Below are 23345 nucleotides of genomic sequence, written 5' to 3' on the forward strand. Positions count from 1 at the left end.
CGAGACAGCGGTCGTCAGCAGTAAGATAGAAATGGTCAGGCCAGAGATTTTACCGAGCGAGCCACCTTTATCGAGCTTCACAACCGCAGCGATCATCGACACCAGCACCAAAGGCATAATCACCATTTTTAGCAAACCAACATAGCCGTTACCGACGACGTTGACCCAGCCTAATGTTTCCTTGATGGCCACATGTCCTTCACCAAGAACTACTTGTAGAGCAAGGCCAAATGCGCTGCCTAGGATTAACCCAAGTAGCACTAAGCGTGAAAGAGTGTGAGACTTTTTCTGCTGTCCGAAGAGAAAAAACAGAATGCCAATAAATACTGCGAGTGCGGCAATGGCTGCAACTGACATGATGCGACACCTTAAAAGTTGTGTACCCATGATTACGTTGATCGCCGATGAGCGATGTAGTCGATAATGCTAGGTAAAAGGGGAATAAAAGCGATGAAACGCAACCATATCTTTTAACGTAGGTTAATCCAAAGACAAAATCAGCATGATTTAGAACAAATGGTTATCAATCTTTCTATTGTGCTGGTAAATGAACCGATCGGTGAGTTATTTAAGCAAGTCATTGATACTTCTTGAGCAAGGCAAGCATGTCGCTAGAGTGCAAAATATCTATGGCGTGTGGTTGTATCTGAAAGAGGCAATAGAGCATAGCGCTTGCAACATCTTGCGCGGAAATGGGGATAAAATTGCGTAAGCGCCCTAGTAGCAGAGGGTGCAATAGAGTCAGAATCACTCGTACCCATTTTTCATCCGTTCGCTTGTTTTTCCGAATGCCAGTTAGAGGCCCAGGCCTGACGAAGGTCACTTGTTCAAAACCCATTCGGCGAATGGTTTCTTCCATTCTCCCTTTGCATTGTAAGTAATGAGATCGAGAGCGAGCTTTGGCACCTAAGCTCGAAACGATGGCAATGCGCTTGACACCCAATGTCTTCATTGTTTGAGCAACTTGACAAACCAACTCATAGTCTACTTTCTCCAGCCCCTGCTTTGAACCCGCTTGCTTACGGGTAGTCCCTAGTGCGATGAGACCAAGCTGGGGAGGGACAAAACTTTCATCCCAGTGCGTGATTTGCAGCTGCGGATGAATGATTTCTTGCAACTTTGGGTGTTGGATTTCGGTGCTTTTTCTGACTAAAGAATAGATTTGAGAGACGGCTTGCTCTTCTAGCATAATGGCTAAAGCATGCTGCCCAACGAGACCGGAAGCGCCAGCAATAATAATAGTTTTGTGTCGCTTATCCATCGTTTTCTCCTTTTTACCTTGCAGTGATTGTATGCAGTGCTGCTTACTTATGGCAGTGTATTCTTTCGCTTTCATCGTATTCAACCATTTATAAGCACCTATTTTAGAAATAATGCTTTAGTGACATTGCATCTTTATCGCTATTAACTAAATTTTTAGTGTAGGTAACTAAAAGAAATGAGCTGCTGTCAAATACAGAGATAAGGCGTAATAACAATGAAAATAAAATCTAAACTGTTGCTCAGCTTGATTTCGGCGACCATTATCCCTGTTACTATTGTTTCAACGGTAATGGTGACGAATTTACGTTCACAAGCCGTTAGTGATTTTATTGAACAAAGTCATGGAGAAATGAGTCAGGTTGATAATGCCATTGCCATCTATTTTTCTGGCATTGAACAAAATGTGAAAATGTTAGCCAACTCACCCGCGTTGCAAAAAGTGGACAGTTCCATTACCCGTTATATCGACAAAATAGCTGAACCGATGACCCCAGATAGCAATGGAATGGTGGAGCGTGGAATTTATGAAGCGCTTTACCTTATGGGTGAGGCGCACAAAGGTTATTCGTACGTTTACATGGGAACCAAAGAGGGCGGATATATACAATGGCCGACGGGTAAGGCGTCAGACAATTATGATCCTAGAGCTCGCCCGTGGTACAAAACGGCGATGTCTAGTCCAGGCGAGATAAAACGCACTCAAGCCTATTATTGGGAGCCTGATGACGCCACGATTGTGAGCAATGTTTTGTCCTTTAATGCTGCTGGTACCCAAAATGCTGGGGTGGTTGCGATTGATGTTTCGCTAAAAACACTGACGGATATCGTGAAGAAGATAAAACTAGGCGAAACCGGATACATTATGATGGTTGAGGATAGCGGTAACGTATTGGTGGATGCTAAGTACCCAGAGAACAATTTTCAACCCCTTGACTCCTTAGCTGCTGCATACAAAACGATAGGTCAAACATCCTCTGGTTTTATCAATGTCGAAATTGGCGGTGTGGAATATATGGCTAATGTCATGAATTCCGAAAAGTTAGGTTGGAAGTTCGTTGGCCTGATTACTACCGAAGAAGTTATGGCAGAAAGCAATAGCTTGATCAAATACATTTTAGCGATTGTTTTTGTGTTGACAGTGATTTTCATCATTGGCGCACTTTTTTTAGCGGGGTTGATCGCCAAGCCGCTTAGTTTAGTTTCAAGCGGCTTACAAGAGATAGCTGAAGGGGAAGGTGATTTAACCAAGGAATTGGTCATTCGTTCGAACGATGAAACGGGTCAATTGGCTGTGTATTTCAACGCATTTTTGAAAGCCATTCGATTACTTGTACAGCAAATAGGCCATGCAGGAGAACAGATGGGGGAATCGGCGCAAAGAGCGGCAACAATATCGGAAGACTTGTCAGCCGTTTCTCAACGACAGAAACAAGCGGTTGAGATGGTATCAACGGCGTTTAATGAAATGGTGTCTACTGCCAATGAAGTAGCAACGCTATGCAGCTCGGCAGCCCAGGCCGCTGATGACAGTCAGCAATTAGTGAGTCAAGGCCAGCAAAATATCCACACCGCGGTTTCTAGTGTCAATCAGTTAGCTGATTATATTTCAACCTCTTCAACCACGATTCAAGAGTTAGAAAATGATAGCCAAGGTATTACTGCAATTTTAGATACCATTCGCGGCATTGCTGAACAGACCAACCTGTTGGCTTTAAACGCGGCGATTGAAGCGGCCCGTGCAGGGGAGCAGGGAAGAGGTTTTGCTGTTGTTGCGGATGAGGTTCGTGCGCTCGCAAAACGTACGCAAGATTCAACCGAAGAAATCAACGGCTTAGTGGTACGTTTACAAAATAGGACCAAAGAAGTCGCAGAACAGATGACCGTGAGTTTAAATGCGTCACGGAAAACCGTGACAATGACTGAGTCGGTCAACGATAGCTTTACTGGCATCTATCAGTCAGTATTGTCGATTCACGATATGAATACTCAAATCGCAACGGCTGCCGAAGAGCAGCACCTAGTCGCAGAAGAAATTAATCGTAATATTCATCAAGTACAAGAAGATACTCAGAAAGTTGATGATGTATCGAGCCGAGCTCTACTTAACTCACAAAATCTCGCGAGTTCAGCTGATGATCTGAATAATTTAGTGAGTAAGTTTAAGACCCAGTAATTTCTGGGGAGATTTTTTATACCTAACCCATTTGAAGGAGAGAAAGTTAACCACTGACTTGTTGTTTCCATAAGCGTGCGTAAAGTCCTGCATGTGCGAGCAACGCTTCGTGAGTACCTTGCTCGGCCACTTGCCCATCTTCGATGACGATAATGTTATCGGCATGACGAATCGTCGATAACCGATGTGCAATACTGATCACCGTTCGATTATGGCAAATGGTTTCCATATTGCTCATGATGGCCGCCTCTGACTGATAATCGAGCGCTGAAGTCGCTTCATCAAGCAGTAAGATTTTTGGGTTAACTAACAATGCGCGAGCCAGTGCAATGCGTTGACGTTGCCCGCCAGATAAGTTGGCACCTCTTTCTCCTACTTGTTGTTCAAACCCTTGTGGCAGCGCTTCAATAAAGCTTAACGCACCAGCAAGCTTTGCAACGTTTATCAGCTCTGCATCGCTTGCATCGGGTTTACAAAGACGAATATTGTCGGCGACGCTGCCTGCAAATAGCATGCTTTCTTGCAGAACCACACTCATGCTGCGCCTTAACGAGACCGGATCTGCAATGGCGAGATCCATACCATCGACCAAGACTTGCCCATGCAAAGGTACATAAAGACGCTGTAGCAGTTTCGTTAATGTACTTTTGCCAGATCCGGAAGGCCCAGTAATACCAATAAATTGCCCCGGAGCGATGGTCAATGAGAGATTCGCTAAGACTTCCGGTGCATCGATATGATAACGGAAGCGAACATTTTTAAACTCAATGCCTCCTTGAACAGAAGGGATGGAAGCAAGGCCATCTTTACTATTTTCAGCCGGTTCGTTAAGAATGTCGCCAACGCGACGCAAGGCTACTAAGGTGTGCTGGAAATCTTGCCACACTTGCGCAAGTCGCAAAACGGGTTGAGTAACATGCCCTGCTAGCATATTGAAGGCAACCAATTCACCGGGGGTGAGCTGCCCATTGAGCACTAAGTTGACTCCCCACCAAAGTAAAATGGCAGCGGCTATTTTCTGCACTAAGGCAATCAATTGCCCAGCAATTAAACTGGCTTTTTGGGCTGAAAACGCGCATTCAATTTGTCGACTGAGTACTTGCTGCCACCGGTCTAAAAATCGAGCTTCCGTTGCGGTTGTCTTGATTGTTTCGATACCCGTTATAGATTCAGTCAGGAAGGTGGTTGTCTCTGCTTCTGCGTCATACTCTGTCGTTACCTTGTGACGAACCCAAGGTCCAATACCTAACCACAGCAGAAAATAAATCACTAATGAACCGATAATCAGCCCGGTGAGCGCTGGCGCATAATGAAACATCACACCAATAAAGAGGGTGATAAAAATGAGATCCAAGAGCAGCATTAAGGTTGAGCCCGTCAAAAACTGACGTATTTGCCCCATTTCCCGTACGCGGGCGATGATTTGCCCCGTTTGACGCTGCTTGAAATAACTTAATGGAAGATTAATCAAATGCCGATACAATCGCCCTGATAGTTCTGCATTGACTTGACTAGAAAGATGACCAAAAACCGTATTGCGCAAATAACTGTAAAGAGGTTCAGCAATAGCCAGCGCAAGCATAGCCAGCGCTAAAACGTGCAAACTCGACAAACTTCGCCCCACAAGAACCTTATCAATAACGGTTTCAAAAAGTTTGGGACCAAACAGGGCAAACAGTTGCAGCACAATCGAATACAGAAACACATCACGTAGCTGTTTTGACTGACGGAGTACCGAAGGCATAAACCAGCGGAGGCCAAAAGCGACATCGCTTGGCTCTATACTCTGCTCAATCAGTAATAAGACCTCATAACAGGAACTTGAAGATCCTTGCGCCAACGGAAACTCGAAATAGCGCTGTTTAATGGGATCGTACAAGGTCCAACCATACTCGTTTAGCGCATGAATGACATGCCATTGCTGACGGATTTTGACCAATGCAGGTAGCGGGATCGGCTCGCTTCCTCTGACGGTGATCATTCGGCTTTTCAGACCAATAGATTGAGCGGCCCGCTGAATGTCGAGAGCACTGAGCTCATTTTCGGCAACGCCTAGTGTATGAATCAGTTGTGATGGCGTGACTTTCTTATCAAACGAAAGGCTGGCAAACGAGAGGGCCGCTAATGCGCCATGGCTTTCTTGATCATGAACCGTTGAGACGGTGTTGGTTAAGGTATCCACTCTATTTTTCTCGCAATGCTTCAGCTTGATATTCTCGGATTGGGCTGAGTAGATAATCGATGATCCGACGTTGGTCGGTTTTAATCTCAGCCACGACAGACATACCGGGCAATAAGGCAACAGAGGTACCATCGACTTCAATTGTGTGGTTTAACAATTGAACTTGAGCGGGAAAAACCAACCCAAGTTGCTCATCCATTGTCGAGTCTCTAGAAACGTGGACCAATGTTGCCGATAAGGTGCCGTAACGCGTATAGGGAAAGGCATCAATTTTCAACGTCACGGGTTGGCCAGCATAAATAAAGCCAATGTCTTTATTGAGAATTTTAACTTCGGCGACTTGTACCGAATCGTCAGGCACAATAATCATCAAGTTTTGTGCTGGTTGTAAGACCGCCCCAAGGGTGTGAACACTCAATTGCTGTACAGTGCCAGTGACAGGAGAGCGAACCACTTGTAATCCTTCATGTTCGCGTACTTTGTCCAGTTCATGTTGCAGCGCTGAGAGTTGTAGGTGTGCTTGCTGACTTTTGTCTTGCCACTCTCTGGCTTTTTGCGCACGCAGCGCTTTTAAACGCTCTTCTAGGTTGAGATATTGCTTTTGCAGCACATGTTGTTGTGATGTTTGCTGGGCTAACGCTCGTTCGGATTCTAATAACTCTTTTTCCTGCTCCAGATACTGCACTTGACCGATCAAACGCTGTTGCTTGAGCTTTTTTTGAGCATCAAGGCGCTGAGTAATATTACTCACTAACTGTTTTAAGCCTCTGATGTCGACTTCAAGTGAGGACTGGGAAGCAAGATTGACCTGCATTTCAGCACGCAAGTTTTCCAACACCGATGTGAATTCGTTCTTTTCAGTATCAAAGCTGTCGATGACCTCTTGCTGTGCCGAAGGTGCCAATGCCAAATACAGGGGATGTTGAGCTAGATCAGCCTTACCACGCAAAGCTTGATACTTGAGAAATTCATGGGTTTGATAGCGTATTTGATGACGCAAACGTTCAATATCTTGGCTAACGCCTAACGTGTCCAGAGTCAGTAAGGGCATCCCTTTTTCGACACGTTCGCCGTCTGCTATATGGATTTGTGCTACTCGGCTTTGTTCGTAAGACTGAATCACTTGTGAGCGCCCAGGGACTAACAGCCGCCCGTTTGCAGTTGCTTGGATATCCAATTTTCCCCAATAGGTCCAAAGTAAGGTGAGCAGTAACCCTAAGCTTAGCGTGATGGCTGTGATGCGAGCAAACGGAGAGGGCGGGCTCTGCTGTAGAGCAAGATGGCCGGGTAAAAACTCAAAGTAGCCGTTCGTTTTCGAGCGCTTAGAGCGAAGCTTCTTTAACTGAGAGATCATACTCGCTCATCCTCTTGTTTTAATGCTTGTTGCAGTTGCCACAGCTGGAAATATTTGCCTTGTTCTGCGAGAAGTTGTAGATGCGTGCCTTGCTCTGCAATCTCGCCTTTTTCCAGTACGATAATCCGGTCACACTCTCTTACCGTAGAGAGGCGGTGTGCGATGGTAATAACGGTACGCCCGGCGGCAATTTGCTCCATATTGGTTTGAATGATGACTTGTGATTCATCATCTAAAGCGCTGGTGGCTTCATCAAGAATCAAAATCTTAGGGTCTGCAAGCAGTGTGCGGGCAATGGCTAAACGTTGCCGTTGTCCGCCTGAAAGTGACTGTCCCCCTTCGGCTAAAATCGTGTCGTAGCCCATTGGCAACTTTAAAATAAACTCATGAGCGCCCGCTAATTTGGCCGCTTGCACAATCTCATCCAAGCTGGCTTGTGGCTTTGAATGGGCAATGTTGTCGCTGACACTTTTACTAAAGAGAAAGTTCTCTTGTGATACCACCCCCAACTGGCGACGCAATTCATGAACACCGATCTGTTTGAGTGGGGTGTTATCGAACATGATTTGGCCTGATTCAGGGCTGTACAGCTTGAGTAAAAGCCGAGCCAATGTACTTTTTCCCGAACCCGAGCCACCGACCACACCAATTTTCTCACCCGCTTGGATATCGAGTGAAAGCTGATTGATGGTCAGCGGTAAATCGGGTTGATAACGGAAACTCACTTTACTGAGAGTGATCGTACCTTGCAGTTGTAGGGGATGGCTAGCTTGCTGCTGTTCGGTGGGCAAATTGAGTAGGTCGGAAAGTTTATCGACTGCAATTTGCGCTTGTATAAATTGTCCCCACAGCTCGACGAGCCGGGCAAGAGTTTGTGCAACATGACTGGCGAGCATGTTAAAAGCGATCAGTTGACCTATGGTCATTTGTAACGCGAGCACTTCTGATGCGCCAATCCATAGTAGAAAGACGCTCGCTATTTTTTGGATGAACTGCACTGCGTGGCTAGAGCGGTTATTCCACTGCTGAACCACATAGTTGCTCGATATCATCTGTTCGGTTTGAGTATCCCAACGTCGAATAAAGCGAGGTTCAGTCGCTAAGCTTTTAATGGTATCACTCCCCGCGACGGTTTCAGTTAGAAACGAAGTGTTGTGCGCCATATGGGTAAATTGTTGTTCAATCGCTTGTTGCAGCCTTGGGGTTAGCCACCAAGCCAAAAAGAGATAACACGGCAGTGTGGCCAATACCAATAAGGTTAGCCCGCCAGAAAGTAAGCTCATCACATAGAAAAAGATCACGAGAAAAACGAGATCAATCGTGAGGGTAAACATCGAGCCTGTGATGAACTCGCGTATGGTATCGAGCTCTCTTACTCGAGTCACAATCGCCCCAACTTGCCTTGATTTGAAAAACAGCAGCGGCAAACCAAACAGATGATGAACCAATTTAATGCCAAGCTTAATATCAATGCGGTTAGCGGTATGAGCATATTGATATTCGCGCAAACCGCGCAGCAATACCTCAGCGATTCCAGAAATAACTAAGACGAACACTAAAACATCGAGTGTCGAGTGGGCTTGATGCACTAATACTTTGTCCATCACGACTTGGAAAAATAGCGGTGTAATAAGTGCAATAACTTGCAGTACGAAAGAGAATAAAACAATCTCAGCGATTAAATGTTTATGTTGCGATAATTCAGGTAAGAACCAACGAATATCAAAAGAGGATTGTTTTTTTTTGATATCTAGCGTTTTTCCATTCCAATTCTGTTTTAAATAGCTTGCGTCTACTACTTTTGGGGTATCTGAATTACATGGATGAATTAAACATTTATCTTGTTCAACTTTAGCTAAAATAAATGGGCGATTATTTTTGTTAAATAAAATAATCGGTTTCTTTATTTTAGTAATTCCAGCAAAAGACTTCACTTTATTAGCAGTGACTAAATAATTTCTTCCTTTTAAATCTTTTATTATTGAATCAATTGCATTGGATGGCGTTTCATTAGAGATGTCTAATTTTATCTCACGAATTCCGATCAGCGGTAAGTAGACTGATAAGCAATGTAGCATGGCTTTTTTTTCATTTAAATCAGTCATATAGTTGATTCTTCAAGGGCCAGAAAAAGAAAGGGGGCGGATCATATCATTAATATCAATAGATGCTCAAATATTATCTGGTCTGATTAGTTAATTGCGGTTTTTAAAGGTTTTAATTATCAGTTGCTTGTATTCGGTAATATTTTGGTTTTGTTAATTTATTCATGACTTAGCGTTATTGTATGGTTGCATGCCATTGAAATGCTGTATAACATTAAAAATCATTTTTGGGTTATCGCTACTTTTTTATAAGTGGATTTAATCTTTTTTTATTTTCTTTTTAAATTATGAGGTGAGTTATTTATGTCTGAGAAATTCGTTCAAACTGTATCGAGTGTTAATTATAATAAAGGTGTTTTTTCTCTCTATTTTGTTGGACAGAATCAGTCCAACATGGCGAACGGTATTATGGCGGAAAGTGATACGGACTTAGAGCTAAAAGAAGTGATTCATATGCCTGCTTCTGGTTTTATGTATATGGTTTCGATGGTTAAGAATATGCTTGAAGATCCTCGTATGAACGAAGAGTTAGAAAAATTAATTGCCGCTGGTTTTCTACCATCACCGAGTGAAGCACCTCAAGAGAACGAGAGTGGTATTGAGCCTGCTAAAAAACGCGTGACACGCACGAAAAAATAAAAGGTGGCTTAGCGTATGTTGATTCAACATCACGCGGCGAAACTGGATCGTGCAATGATGCAGAAAATGATGGGTGGGATTCTTTTGCTCAGCCAATATTCTCCTCTGCATCAGCGGTATCTTATCAGTGAATGGCAGCAACGGATTATGCCATCATTTGAGTTAAATCAGTTTTGCTATTACGAAGATGAACAAGGACGTCCAATTGCATTTTGTAATTGGGCGTTTTTGTCTGAGCAAGTGAGAGAGTTGTTATTGTCCGGTGAACGAGAAATCGAAGCCGCTGACTGGCGCTCTGGTGATCATATCTACATTCCTGAAATGCTTGCTCCTTTTGGTCACGGGCATCAAATCGTCAATGACTTACGACAGCGTGTTTTTTTACCTTGGAAAGGGCAAAAAGTGTGTACTGTCCGCGGCAAAATCGACACGCAAAACGACCGCTGTATCCGTAAGGTACAGTGGTTTTCTATTTAAATAATAATAAGAGCCACAGTCTATGGGAAAACCATTTTGGAGAAGTGTCGAATACTTCTTCACCGGAAATTATTCCGCCGACGATGGAAATAACGACATTGTTGCCATCGGTTTTGGCGGCGAAATTCATGCTTATGGTGGAGATGATCATATTCATCTGGGGTCGATCGGAGCCACGGTATATACCGGTTCAGGTAACGATACGGTATCGGCGGGGGCCGGCTATCTAAAAGTTGAGGATACAACGGGGAACCTGAGCGTTCGAGGCGCTGCGGGTTATGCGGATATCAAGAAAAACGGAGACGGTAATCTCTCATTTTCAGGTGCTGCTGGTGGTGTAGACATTGGTCATGACGGCCAGCATGGCAACATCAGCTACGCAGGTGCTGCGGCTTACAACCACATTAAGCGTCAAGGGTCATCAGGCCATGTTTCTTTCCAAGGTGCTGGTGGCTACAACGCTATCTGGCATGAAACCAATCATGGAAACTTGAGTTTCGAAGGTGCAGGTGCGGGCAATAAAATCGATCGTACTTGGTTTAACCAGTATCAAGGATCTCAAGGTGATGTGCGTTTTGTCGGCGCGGGGGTTGCTAACAGTATTAGCTCACGTGTTGAAAGCGGTAACCTGCACTTTAGTGGCGCTGGTGCGGATAACCATTTGGTTCGCAAAGGCAAGGTTGGGGATATTACCCTAGAGGGTGCCGGGGCATCCAACCGAATTGAGCGTACGCACAATGCGGACGATGTGTATACCGAAACACGCGGTAATATTCGCTTCGAAGGTGTGGGTGGTTACAACAGCCTTTACTCTGATGTGGCACATGGTGATATTCACTTCTCGGGCGGCGGTGCTTATAACACCATTACTCGTAAAGGTTCTGGGGATGACTTTGCGAAAGAAGGAATGGCCAATGCCAAGGCTGATAAAGTTGTATTAACTAAGGCAGTGATGAGTGGTTCATGGATAGGACAAAATCATCAAGTCACGGCAGTAAAATCAGCTAACGAGCCTAATACTTATCTTTTTGCTTTCGCAGACTCCTCGTATACCAAAATTAACAAAGTACAGTTGCGTAATGATCCTCAAACCGGAGAACTGAGATATTACTCTTCGGCTTGGTATAAAGAGGGTAACCATTTAAACAACTTAGCGAATCAAGATATTTCCAACAACGGTGGTTTCACAGCCGTTAATATCAATGGTGCTTACACGTTATCTGATCTCAAAGTTGAACATCAACAATCTGTCACTGTTCATGCCGTTGAAAAAAGCCTGACTGAATATGAGTGGGTGACTTACGCCAATGGTGCGGTGATTGATGCGAAAGATGTGTCATTGTCGGATGCAAAAATGGGTGGTCACGCGATTTATGCTGATGGCACTAAGGTTGATGTCAAAGCGGTGAAATCAAACCGCAAACCCAACACTTATGTTTACGCTAAAATGCTGGGACAACACACGAAAATCGTTGTGGTTGAACTGGCGAACGATGCCGAAACTGGCGCGCTGAAATATCAAGCTCGTTCTTGGTATAAAGAAGGTGATCACACGGCCAATTTAGCTAACCAAGATATTTCGTCTGCGTATGGATATCACGCAATGGGCAAAGGGGGTTACTCGCTCAGCGACTTGCATTACAGCGTTAACGCGGTAAGAAGTACCAGCGAAACCGTGGCTGATATCGACGAATACACGGATCAAACCTTATTCAAACCCGTAAGCGATAGCGGCGAAAGCTCTGGCGATATTCATTTCAATGGTGTCGGTGGCGGTAACGTTATTAAATCCAACGTAACACGCGGTCATGTTTACTTTAACGGTGGCGGTCTTGCCAACGTGATCCTGCATAGCTCTCAGTTCGGTAACACTGAATTTAACGGTGCAGGCGCGGCTAACGTGATTGTCAAAAGTGGCGAAGAAGGGGATCTCACCTTCCGCGGCGCAGGTTTGGCAAACGTATTAGTGCACCAAAGTCAGCAAGGCAAGATGGATGTTTACGCGGGTGGTGCGTTGAACGTGCTGGTTCGTGTCGGTAACGGCGACTATCTGGCTCACTTATTGGCTTACGGCAACATCTCGGTACAGAAAGGCCAAGGCAATAGTCGAGTTACTCTGCTGGGCGGCTATAACACGCACACGCAAATCGGTAGTGGTGATGCACTATGGCTAGCGGCTGGCGGTTTCAATGTCATGACGCAAGTCGGTCAAGGCGATGTGGCTTCGGTACTGGCTGGTGGCGCAAACGTACTGACCAAAATGGGTGATGGTGAACTCACGGCGGGCATGCTGGGTGGTGCGAACGTGATTACCCATATCAGCAGTGATGATCAATTATCGAATACCACGGCGGTGGCACTCGGCGGCGCAAACATTCTCACCAAAAAAGGCAAAGGCAACACCCTTGCGGTGATGGGCGGAGGCGCTAACGTACTCACCCATGTCGGTGATGGCACCACAACTGGTGTCATGGTAGGCGGCGCGAACATCCTAACGAAAGTCGGGAATGGCGACACGACAGGCATTATGCTTGGTGTTGGCAACGTGCTAACGCATGTTGGTGATGGCCAAACCCTTGGTGTAATGGGCGCAGTAGGCAACATCTTCACCAAAGTGGGCGATGGAACCTCCATTGCGGCCATGATTGGTGCAGGCAATATCTTTACCCATGTGGGAGAAGGCAATGCTTGGGCACTGATGGGCGGCCTTGGTAACGTCTTTACCAAAGTGGGCAACGGTGATGCTCTCGCGTTAATGGTGGCCGAAGCTAACTTCTTCACCCATATCGGTGATGGTATGTCGGTGGCGCTTATGTTAGCCAAAGGCAACATAGCAACTAAAGTCGGTAATGGAACCACACTTGCGGCTATGGTGGGTAACGCTAATATCTTTACCCATATTGGTCATGGCAGCACGTTTGCGGCGATGATTGGCCAAGCCAACATCATGACCAAAGTGGGCGATGATCTCACCGCTGCGCTGATGGTCGGTAAAGCCAACATCTATACCCATGTCGGCGATGGAACTAGCCTAGGAATATTCGCAGGCGAAGTGAACGTGATGACTAAGGTTGGTAACGGCACAACCTTGGCTGCGATGTTCGGTAAAGCCAACATCATGACACACGTCGGCGATGGTCTAACGGGCGTGTTAGCACTGGGCGAAGCCAATATTGTCACCAAAGTGGGTGATGATTTCATGGGGGTTGTGGCGGCAGCAAAAGCCAACGTCGTGACCCATGTCGGTGATGCAACCACCGCAGCGGTATTGGCTGGTAAAGGCAATATCCTCACCAAAGTGGGCGAAGGCACCACGGTAGGGTTGTTGATTTCCGATATCGGCAACGTGATGACTCATGTCGGAGATGGCACGACCATTGGTATTGCCAAGGGCAAGGCAAACATCATTACCAAAGTCGGTGATGGTTTGGGTGTTAACGTGGCTTGGGGTCAAGCAAACGTGTTTACCCAAGTGGGCGACGGTGATCGCTATAACTTTGCCAAAGGTGAAGCCAACGTCATCAGCAAAGTGGGCGATGGTCAAGAAGTCTCTGTCGTGCAAGGTCAAGCCAATATCATTACCCATGTGGGTGATGGTGATGATTATACCGGTGCTTGGGGCAAAGCTAACGTTATCACCAAAGTGGGTAATGGCCGAAATGTTGTGCTAGCCAAAGGTGAAGCCAACATCGTGACTCAAGTGGGTGATGGCGATAGCTTTAACGCACTTTGGAGTAAGGGCAACATCGTCACCAAAGTCGGTGATGGTATGCAGGTGACCGCCGCGAAAGGTAAAGCGAACGTAACGACTCGAGTGGGAGATGGCCTAAACGTCACTGCCGCTTATGGTGATGCCAATATTAGCACCGTGGTTGGTGACGGTATTTCGGTCAATGTTGCTTGGGGCCAATACAACGTCAATACCAAAATCGGCGATGGTTTGAACGTCGCGGTCATGAAAGGTAAAGCCAACGCTAATATTCATGTTGGTGATGGTTTAGGGGTTAATGCTTCTTACGCTCAAAACAACGTGGCGATCAAAATCGGTAATGGTGATTTCTACAGTTTGGCGGTCGCATCGAGCAACACCAGTAGCAACAAGCTCTCCGCCCTGTTTGATAACATCAAGCAAACCGTACTTGGTGTCGGTGGCAGCCAAGCAATCAACTACTTAGTGCAAGGCGATGAAGCAAGCTCATCTGGGACTCATAAAGGACGTGGTGCAATTGCAACGCCAGAAATCACCAAGCTTGATGGCTTCCAAATGGAGGCGATTGAAGAAGTGGGCTCTGATTTGGGAGACAGCCTAACAGGTAGTGTGACCAAGGTAGACGCACCTGATCTCAATCAAATGCAAAATGCGCTCAGCGTTGATGACTCTTCGGACCAAGTTCAAGGGCCAAATCTCATTGTTAATGGCGATTTTGAGCAGAGTGATTTCGGTTGGAGTTCTACGCATGGTGTCGAAGCTTATGTTTCTGCAAGTTCATATGGTTTGGAGCGGGATGGGCACGGTAACAATGTGTCTGAATTGGCAACAGATCAAAGCACGACTATCTACCAAGATATTCAGAACCTGACGGAAGGCGAGGTCATTGCTGTGAGCTTTGATTTTGCAAAACGTGCAGGCATTTCTAATAACGAAGGCATTGACGTTCTCTGGAACGGCGAAGTGGTTTTCTCATCGTCTGGTGACGCCTCTGCTTGGCAGCAAAAAACCTTAAAGCTGACCGCTCATGCCGGCAGTAATCGTATCGAATTCAAAGGCACAGGCCACGATGATGGGTTGGGCTATATCTTAGATAACGTAGTTGCGAAATCAGAAACGCCACAGCAAACTAATGCGGTGAGTGAGCATGCAACGCAAAATCAAGCGTCGCAGAATGCCCTATCAGATAAAGAGCGCGCAGAAGCGGATCGCCAGCGTCTAGAACAAGAAAAGCAGAAACAGCTCGATGCTGTCGCAGGTTCGCAAAGCCAACTGGAATCTACCGACCAACAAGCTCTGGAAAATAATGGTCAAGCTCAACGTGATGCAGTGAAAGAAGAGTCGGAAGCCGTGACGGCTGAGTTGACCGAACTGGCACAAGGTCTCGATGTGCTCGATGACAAAGCCACGCATACGGGTGAGTCGGGCGACCAATGGCGCAACGATTTTGCCGGTGGCTTGCTTGATGGTGTTCAAACCCAATTGGACAACGCAAAACAGGTTTCTGGTGAGCAGATTGCTGCCGCGAAACAGACGCACGCGGACAATCAAAACAAAGTCAAAGATTCGGTTGCACAATCGGAAGCAGGCGTCGCAAAAGGTGAGCAAAACCTGGCGGGTGCAGAGCAAGGCATTGCTGATGCTAAAACTGATGCTGAAAAACGTAAAGCTGATGCTTTGGCAAAAGGCAATGACGCGAAACAAGCCGAATCTGACGCACACAGCGCAGCAAACGACGCGCAATCGCGTGGTGATCGCGATGCGATGAACGCGGAACATAAAGCCAACCAAGTGCAGAATGATGCGAAAGGGGCTAAGCAAAACGAAAGCGATCGACCTGATCGTCAAGGTGTTGCGGGCAGCGGCCTTGTGGGTCAAGCACATAGCGTCGAAGCCGCTGGTGTTGCGGGCCGCCATATCAACGCTGACAGTCAAACAAACGCTGATGGCCGCTTTAGCGAAGGCTTGAGCGAGCAAGAGCTAGAAGCCTTAGAAGGTGCGACCAATGCAGTCAACCGCCTGCAAATTAACGCAGGAATTCGAGCGAAAAATACGGGTAGTTCTGTCACTTCTATGTTCACTGAGACAAACGCCGACAGCATTGTTGTGTCAACAACGGCCTCTCAGGATGTGAGCCGAAAAGAGATTCACATTTCAGGGGTGAACCTAGAAGGGCTAAGCGCTGTTAAGGGAAATCAACCGACTGGTCAACTTGGTTCTAAAAGCGTTCCCGGGTTTAAAAGCCATTTTGCATCGACATCCATTGGTATAGAAAATGAGCTATCTGGCCTAGTTGTTGTTTTACCTAAGAACTCAGCACAGACGTTTGGATATGTGCATGATTCACAAGGTAACCCATTGTTTATGTTGACCAAAGATATGAATCAAGGTGGTTACAGTAACCCAGTTGGTATCACTGATATCAAAGGGGTGAACAACTGGCAGACTCATACCATTGAATTGGTTACATATCCTAGTGAAACCAGTGATATGGTTGCGATTGAAAGTCGCAAAGAGGCAATGTTATGGCTAGCGAAAGAATTTACAGGCCATATCAATCAATCGAACCACCATAGCTTACCTAGTTTGGTTAGTGATGACGGGCGTTTTACGCTGGTTATATCGAATTCGAAGCATTTCATCGCGGCGGGTAACGGTACTTCTATTGAAGCTCAAGGGCAGACAATAGGAATGACCCCTAGTGGGCAACAAGCCACGATGGCCATCAGTGCGAAAGAATTTGGTTCAAGCTCGTCATTGGAAGTGAGACTTCTAGAATCTGCGCCTTGGTATCAGTCAGGACTGAGAGATGAATTTTTAGTAAATGCGAACGAAGCTAAATTAGATGATCCAGTGGCAGCGCAAAATGTGTATGCCTATCTAACATCGGTGTATTCAAAAACAGCAAATCTGGCGAAAGAGTACGGTATCTATATTAATGATTGGGATCCTGCATCTGAAGGCTTCTCGCCGAATGCTCAAGGGTTAACCGATCCGAAAGTGAAAAATGCTTGGGAGATTTTGCCGAGAACTAAGCCAGTAAAAATGCTGGAGCTTCTGAGCGCAGACGACTCACGATACGTGCGACAACAAATTATTGAGAAGCTGAAAGGTTCACATTCAGAAAGCCTTGCTAAGAACGTGTTTGAATACTTCCAGTATGGCGGAGAAGTGGCGGGGCATGGAATCAACAATGCAACGACAGGAAGTTCGCAGCAGCCTGAACCCGCGATTTTGTTTGAGTTTCGCAGTGTGCCGAGTGTTTTAAGTAAATTTGTGCCTAAAACAGAGTCCACCGCAAAAGTTGATGTTAAGGCACTCGATCATTTTGACTCTGCTAGCCGCAAAGCCATCATTACTGAAGTGAATGCTCTGGTGAGCGATAGTGATGATTTCGATGCCTGGTATCAGGAGTATCGGGCAAGCAAAGGCCAGCCTCCAGTTAAAAACCCTAAATCCAGTGCTTCTGCAAATCATAAAGCAGAATGGTTGATGACGCAGCATGCCGAGCAATGGGCGAAAGTGACAGCGCCTTATATCGAAAGTAATGAGACGAGCACGTCAACACAAACGACGGTAGAAACGGGCGAAGTGCTTAAAGGACTCGAGAAAGATTTCAAACTTTATGGCGAAGCGCTGCAACCGGATACTCGCGTACCGGGCAAATTGAAAGACATTCGGACAACCGAAGATTTCTTGAATGGTTATAAAAACGACCATGCGAAGGATATCGTTGACGGCTTCCGTTCAAACATGAACATCAAGCAACTGGTGGATCTGTTTGTTAAAGGAAACTGGAGTGCAGAGCAAAAAGGTGCGCTTGCTTGGGAAATTGAAAGTCGTGCACTGAAAGTGACGTTCCAGAACAAGTCTGAGAAGTACAACCGACTGTTCCGTGAGATTGCCTCTGCTGGCGTCGTGGATGCGAAAGCGACCGAGCAACTTGCGCCACAGTTAATGCTGTTGAACCTATCGAACGACGGTTTTGGTGGTCGTTGTGATCCACTTTCTAAACTCGTTCTGGTTGCAAAGCAGCTCGAAAACGATGGCCAAATTGGCGTTGCAAGACAACTGCTAGAGAAGATGTACTCTGCGGCAGCAGTGCTGAGCAATCCAACGCTTTACTCAGACAGTGAAAAAGCCAACGCTAGCAAACTGCTCAGCAGCTTGGCGGCCATTCATGCAAAGAACCCAATGCATGATACGTCGATGAAAGTGTGGCAGGAAAAGCTGGAAGGGAAGCAAGCGCTGACCGTAAACAGTGTGGTTGAGAAAATCACTGATGCATCGGCTAACGGTAAATCGGTGTTGCTGGAACTTGATGCTCCGGGACATGCGATGGCGGCTTGGGCAAAAGGCTCAGGTGACGAGCGAGTTTACGGCTTCTACGATCCAAATGCTGGCATCGTTGAGTTCTCGTCAGCAGAGAAGTTTGGCGCCTACCTAACGCGTTTCTTCGGCAAGTCCGATCTGAACATGGCTCAAAGCTATAAGCTGGCTAAAAACGACGCAGGTGAAGCAATCTTCAACCGCGTGGTGGTAATGGATGGCAACACGTTAGCAAGCTACAAGCCAACCTTCGGTGACAAAACCACTATGCAGGGGATCCTCGATTTACCTGTGTTTGACGCAACGCCGATTAAAAAACCAGGTACTTCAGATGTCGATGCAAAAGTTGTAGATGACACGAAAGAAGCATTGGCTGATGGAAAGATACTTCACAACCAAGATGTGAATGATCACGATGAAATCACCACATTACTGAAAAACAAGCCTGTATTGGATAATGCGGAGACGATATCAAACGCAGATTCTCGCCATAAGAATTATCAATCCCGAGATTTAGTTCTCGAGCCAATCGTGCAACCAGAAACCATCGAGCTTGGTATGCCTGATATCGATCAGAAAATATTGGCGGAGGTTGCTGAGCGTGAAAATGTCATTATCGGTGTTCGACCAGTTGATGAGAAGTCGAAGTCACTGATTGATTCTAAGCTCTATAGCAGTAAAGGTTTATTCGTTAAGGCGAAAAGCTCTGATTGGGGGCCAATGTCTGGTTTTATTCCTGTAGATCAGTCATTTGCCAAAGCATCTGCGAGAAGAGATCTCAATAAATTTAACGGCTATGCCGAACAATCCATTGAGTCTGGTAATGCGGTAAGTGCCGATTTGTATCTGAATCAGGTTCGAATGGATGAGTTGGTGTCTAAATATCAGTCACTGACAGCTCTTGAGTTTGATGCAGAAAGCGGTATGTACAAAACAACGGCAACCAATGGTGATCAAACAGTCACTTTCTTCCTGAATAAAGTGACTGTTGAGAGTAAAGATCTGTGGCAGGTTCATTACATGAAAGATGGCGAGCTAGCGCCGTTCAAAGTGATTGGTGATCCTGTATCTAAACAGCCGATGACAGCAGACTATGATTTGTTGACGGTGATGTATTCCTACGCTGATCTAGGGCCGCAAGATAAGGTCAAGCAACCATTAACTTGGGAGCAGTGGAAAGAGTCTGTTACTTACGAAGACTTAACGCCTAAGTATCAAGAGCTATACGACAGTGAGGTGCTTTATAACAAGAAGGATGGGGCGAGCCTTGGTGTTGTGAGCGATCGCTTAAAAACTCTGAAAGATGTGATCAATACCAGCTTGGGCAGAACCGATGGCCTAGAGATGGTGCATCATGGTGCAGACGACGCAAACCCTTATGCGGTAATGGCGGACAATTTCCCTGCGACTTTCTTTGTACCTAAAAGCTTCTTTATGGAAGATGGTTTAGGCGAAGGAAAGGGCTCTATCCAAACGTATTTCAATGTGAATGAGCAAGGTGCGGTGGTGATTCGTGATCCGCAGGAGTTTTCTAATTTCCAGCAGGTAGCGATTAATGTCAGTTACCGAGCATCACTCAATGATAAGTGGAATGCTGGCCTTGATGACCAACTCTTTACACCAGAGCGCAAATTGTCTCATGAGTTCTTAGATGTGAGAGATGAACTCGCTCATAAATTGAAAGCAAAAGTTGTTGATTTTGAAAAAGAAGTTCAACTGGATAGACTCGGTGATCATCAAGTCGATAGCACTTTATCAACGTTATCAGTGATGGCTTTAGACAATCAAAACGTCGACGATTGGAGTCAGATAGCGGTTGTGCCTAAAGATGACGGCGGTGAAACGCGCTTTGATGGCCAAGTGATTGTTCAAATGGAAAACGATTCAGTAGTTGCAAAAGCGGCGGCAAATCTAGCTGGCAAGCATCCTGAAAACAGTGTGGTCGTTCAGCTCGATTCTGAGGGGAATTATCGCGTGGTGTATGGTGACCCATCGAAACTGGATGGAAAGCTGCGCTGGCAATTGGTTGGCCATGGGCGTGATGATTCAGAACATAACAACACTCGCTTAAGTGGCTACAGTGCCGATGAACTTGCAGTGAAATTGGCGAAGTTCCAGCAGGCATTCGGCCAAGCGGAAAATATCAGCAACAAGCCTGACCATATCAGTATTGTCGGTTGCTCTTTAGTGAGTGATGACAAGCAGAAAGGCTTTGGCCATCAATTTATCAATGCCATGGATGCCAATGGTCTTCGCGTGGATGTGTCTGTTCGCAACTCTGATGTAGCGGTAGACACAACAGGGCGCAAACATACTCAAGATGCCAATGGAAATTGGGTAAAAAAGGCTGCAAACAATAAAGCCTCACTGACTTGGAATACGCAAGGCGAAGTTACCGCACGTGACGAGATCATTCGTAACGGTGTGGCGGAAGGGGATATCCATCTTTCTCGTGTTGGTGCGAGTGAGGTTAATGAGCCAGCACGTGGTGCCATCGGCGACAACAGTGAGGTGTTTGAAGCACCTGAAAAGCGTAAACCGGAAACGGATACTACGGCATCGGCGGGCAGTGACAATAAGCTCAGCTACTCGGGTAATATTCAGGTCAACGTCGGTGATGGTGAGTTCACCGCAGTTAACTGGGGTACGTCAAATGTTGGTATTAAAGTGGGTACGGGGGGCTTTAAGTCGCTGGCCTTTGGTGACAACAATGTCATGGTTCATATTGGTAATGGTGAGAGCAAGCACAGCTTCGATATTGGTGGTTATCAGGCACTAGAAGGTGCGCAAATGTTCATCGGTAATCGCAACGTTAGCTTCAACAAAGGTCGCAGTAATGACCTTATCGTGATGATGGATAAGTCGATCCCGACACCGCCACTGGTCAATCCATTTGATGGTGCATCACGTATTTCAGGAGTATTACAAAGCATCGCACAATCAGGAAAGGGTGCCGATTGGTTAGCGGCTCAAGAACAGCAGTGGACACTCTCTGGTGCGAAAAAATTTGTCAAAGAGATGTCCGGTCTCGATCAAACTAGCAGTGTTGACTACAGCAGTTTGGTTGATTTGGACTCTCAGAATGAGCGCAGCAGCTGCGGCTTGAAGTCTGACGCTGAAGCAACGTTGAATAAAAAGTACAACCAGTGGCTAAGTGGCAATAGTAATAATGATACTGGCAAGATGAGCCGTGCGGATAAGTTCCGTCAAATGAACGAGAAGTTGGCCTTTAACTTCGCGGTCGGTGGTCAAGGAGCCGATATTCAGGTCACCACGGGCAACTGGAACTTTATGTTCGGAGACAACATCCAAGCGATTTTGGATACCAATCTCGGTTCATTGTTTGGCGTGTTAACCCAGCAATTCTCAGCAACGGGAATGGCTCAAACGACCTTTACCTATAATCCGCAAGACTTGCCTCGTCAGCTTAAGAATAAGCTGCTGGGTAAATTTGCAGAGGTCGGTGCAGAGACGACTTTAGGTGACATCTTCGGTGTCAATTACACCGCTGATGGCAAAATAGTCTCTCGTACTGATGAAGCGGTAGATGGCGTTGCCATCTTAAAAGAGATGCTAGAAGTGATTGGCGAGTTTGGTGGTGAGCAGCTCAGCGCATTTACTGACCCAGAAAAATTGCTAGATAGCCTCAAAGCGGGAATCGATATGGGGGCTGATGGTCTTCAATCCTTTGCTGAAAGTCATGGACTGAAAGAGAAAGCACCAGAGGAAAACGATACAGCGCAAGTGACTCTCAATGGCGCGCCTGCGGCAACGGAAAACGTATCAGCCACTGTTGAAGAAACCAAACCAGAGCGCGCATTTGGTTTTAATGCGCTCAATTTGCCCAATTTATTTGCCACCATGTTTAGCAAAGATAAGCAGGCAGAGATGGCATCATTGGTCAGTAATCTGAAGCAGAATCTCACCGCCGATTTGCTCAATATGAAGGATAAAACGTTTGATTTCCTTCGTAACAGTGGGCATTTGCAAGGGGATGGCGATATGAACGTTTCTCTGGGTAATTACAACTTCAACTGGGGCGGTGACGGTAAAGATCTCGGCGCTTATCTAGGCGACAATAATAACTTCTGGGGAGGACGTGGAGACGATGTGTTCTACGCAACGGGAGTCTCCAATATTTTCACCGGCGGTGAAGGCCACGATATGGGCGTTTTAATGGGTCGCGAGAACATGATGTTCGGCGGTGATGGCAATGATACGGCGGTTGTGGCCGGACGCATTAACCACGTCTTTATGGGCGCGGGTGATGATCAATCCTTTGTCTTTGGCGAAGGTGGTGAGATCACCATGGGGTCAGGTAATGACTATGCAGTCACTTCAGGTAACTTCAACCGTGTGGACATGGGAGACGATCAAGACTTTGCTGTAACCATCGGTAATAACAACCAACTTGATCTTGGTGCAGGCAATGACTTTGCGAGAGTCTTTGGCAATCACAACCGAATTGATGCTGGCCAAGGAAACGATGAAGTCAAACTGATGGGTTACCATGCTTCGATTAATGCTGGCGAGGGCGAGGATTACTTAATTGCCGCCGCCATCTCAAAATTCAGCACATTAAACGGTGGTGAAGGTAACGATGTCATGGTGCTTGGGGGTTACCAAAATACGTTCAAAGGCGGTGCTGGCGTAGACAGTTTTGTGGTCAGTGGTCAGGTGATCGATAACGTGGTTGAAGATATTCGCCAAGGTGAAAACATCATCTTCAACGGTATTGATTGGAACCGTTTATGGTTTGAGCGTAGTGGTTACGATCTGAAAATCTCTATGGCACGCCATACTGATACTTCTTCCGATCAAACGCTATTTGATGCGTTAGGTTGTGTTACTTTCAATGATTATTTTGCAAATAATCGAGCCAAACTTATTATCGGTTTAGGTGAAAAAGACGCTCAAGGCGAGCAGGAATATACCTGCTTGACTGATAATGCGTTAGACAACCTCATTCAAGCGATGAGTTCCTTCGCGCCTAAGGTGGGAGAAAGCAACTTTATGGATGGATTAGCTTCTCAGCCTCAGCAAGCGATTATGGCCGCATGGTCGGATGTGAATACCGGGAAGTTTAGCTTGTCGTAATCATGTCTTTCACGGGT

General features: G+C 46.2%; 9 protein-coding genes. 4 read left to right on the plus strand and 5 right to left on the minus strand.

All coding sequences use genetic code 11. The annotated features are described in order from the left end of the window. Window positions 1–357, minus strand: a 357-nt coding sequence (locus AACR75_RS06005) for a cation:dicarboxylate symporter family transporter (RefSeq protein WP_047691712.1), incomplete at its 3' end; no start/stop codon positions are given. A gap of 220 nt (window positions 358–577) precedes the next feature. Then, window positions 578–1261, minus strand: a complete 684-nt coding sequence (locus AACR75_RS06010; RefSeq protein ID WP_047691715.1) for an NAD(P)H-binding protein — start codon at window positions 1259–1261, stop codon at window positions 578–580. Between the two features lie 216 nt (window positions 1262–1477). Between AACR75_RS06010 and AACR75_RS06015 the strand changes: the two genes are divergently transcribed. After that, entirely contained in the window at window positions 1478–3436 is a 1959-nt protein-coding gene (locus AACR75_RS06015; RefSeq protein WP_047691718.1) for a methyl-accepting chemotaxis protein, read from the plus strand. A gap of 46 nt (window positions 3437–3482) precedes the next feature. Here the strand turns inward: AACR75_RS06015 and AACR75_RS06020 are convergent, their stop codons facing one another. From AACR75_RS06020 to AACR75_RS06030, 3 genes are read right to left on the minus strand one after another with little or no spacing between them, the layout of a single operon-like run. Beyond that, window positions 3483–5618 carry a type I secretion system permease/ATPase gene (locus AACR75_RS06020; protein WP_047691721.1) on the minus strand — a complete coding sequence of 712 codons (2136 nt, stop codon included), beginning with the start codon at window positions 5616–5618 and terminating at the stop codon, window positions 3483–3485. A gap of 1 nt (window position 5619) precedes the next feature. After that, window positions 5620–6972, minus strand: coding sequence for an HlyD family type I secretion periplasmic adaptor subunit (locus AACR75_RS06025; RefSeq protein ID WP_010319619.1), 1353 nt, complete (start codon window positions 6970–6972; stop codon window positions 5620–5622). Then, the gene (locus AACR75_RS06030) at window positions 6969–9077 is read right to left on the minus strand and encodes a peptidase domain-containing ABC transporter (protein WP_047691724.1); all 2109 of its coding nucleotides are present in this window, start codon (window positions 9075–9077) and stop codon (window positions 6969–6971) included. Before AACR75_RS06030 ends, AACR75_RS06025 begins: the two co-directional genes overlap by 4 nt. Before the next feature lie 303 nt (window positions 9078–9380). Between AACR75_RS06030 and rtxH the strand changes: the two genes are divergently transcribed. Genes rtxH through rtxA form a run of 3 tightly spaced genes read left to right on the plus strand, consistent with a single transcriptional unit; the run spans window position 9381 to window position 23328 of the window. Next, entirely contained in the window at window positions 9381–9716 is a 336-nt protein-coding gene (gene rtxH, locus AACR75_RS06035) for a protein RtxH (protein ID WP_013856638.1), read from the plus strand. Window positions 9717–9731: 15 nt separating this feature from the next. Further along, complete coding sequence (gene rtxC / locus AACR75_RS06040; RefSeq protein ID WP_047691727.1) at window positions 9732–10193, plus strand: RTX toxin-activating lysine-acyltransferase RtxC; 462 nt, start codon at window positions 9732–9734, stop codon at window positions 10191–10193. Between the two features lie 22 nt (window positions 10194–10215). After that, window positions 10216–23328 carry an MARTX multifunctional-autoprocessing repeats-in-toxin holotoxin RtxA gene (rtxA, locus tag AACR75_RS06045; RefSeq protein ID WP_047691729.1) on the plus strand — a complete coding sequence of 4371 codons (13113 nt, stop codon included), beginning with the start codon at window positions 10216–10218 and terminating at the stop codon, window positions 23326–23328. Window positions 23329–23345: the final 17 nt, after the last annotated feature.

Origin of the sequence: Vibrio sp. ZOR0018 (genome assembly GCF_963865925.1) — a bacterium.
Classification (GTDB): domain Bacteria; phylum Pseudomonadota; class Gammaproteobacteria; order Enterobacterales; family Vibrionaceae; genus Vibrio; species Vibrio anguillarum.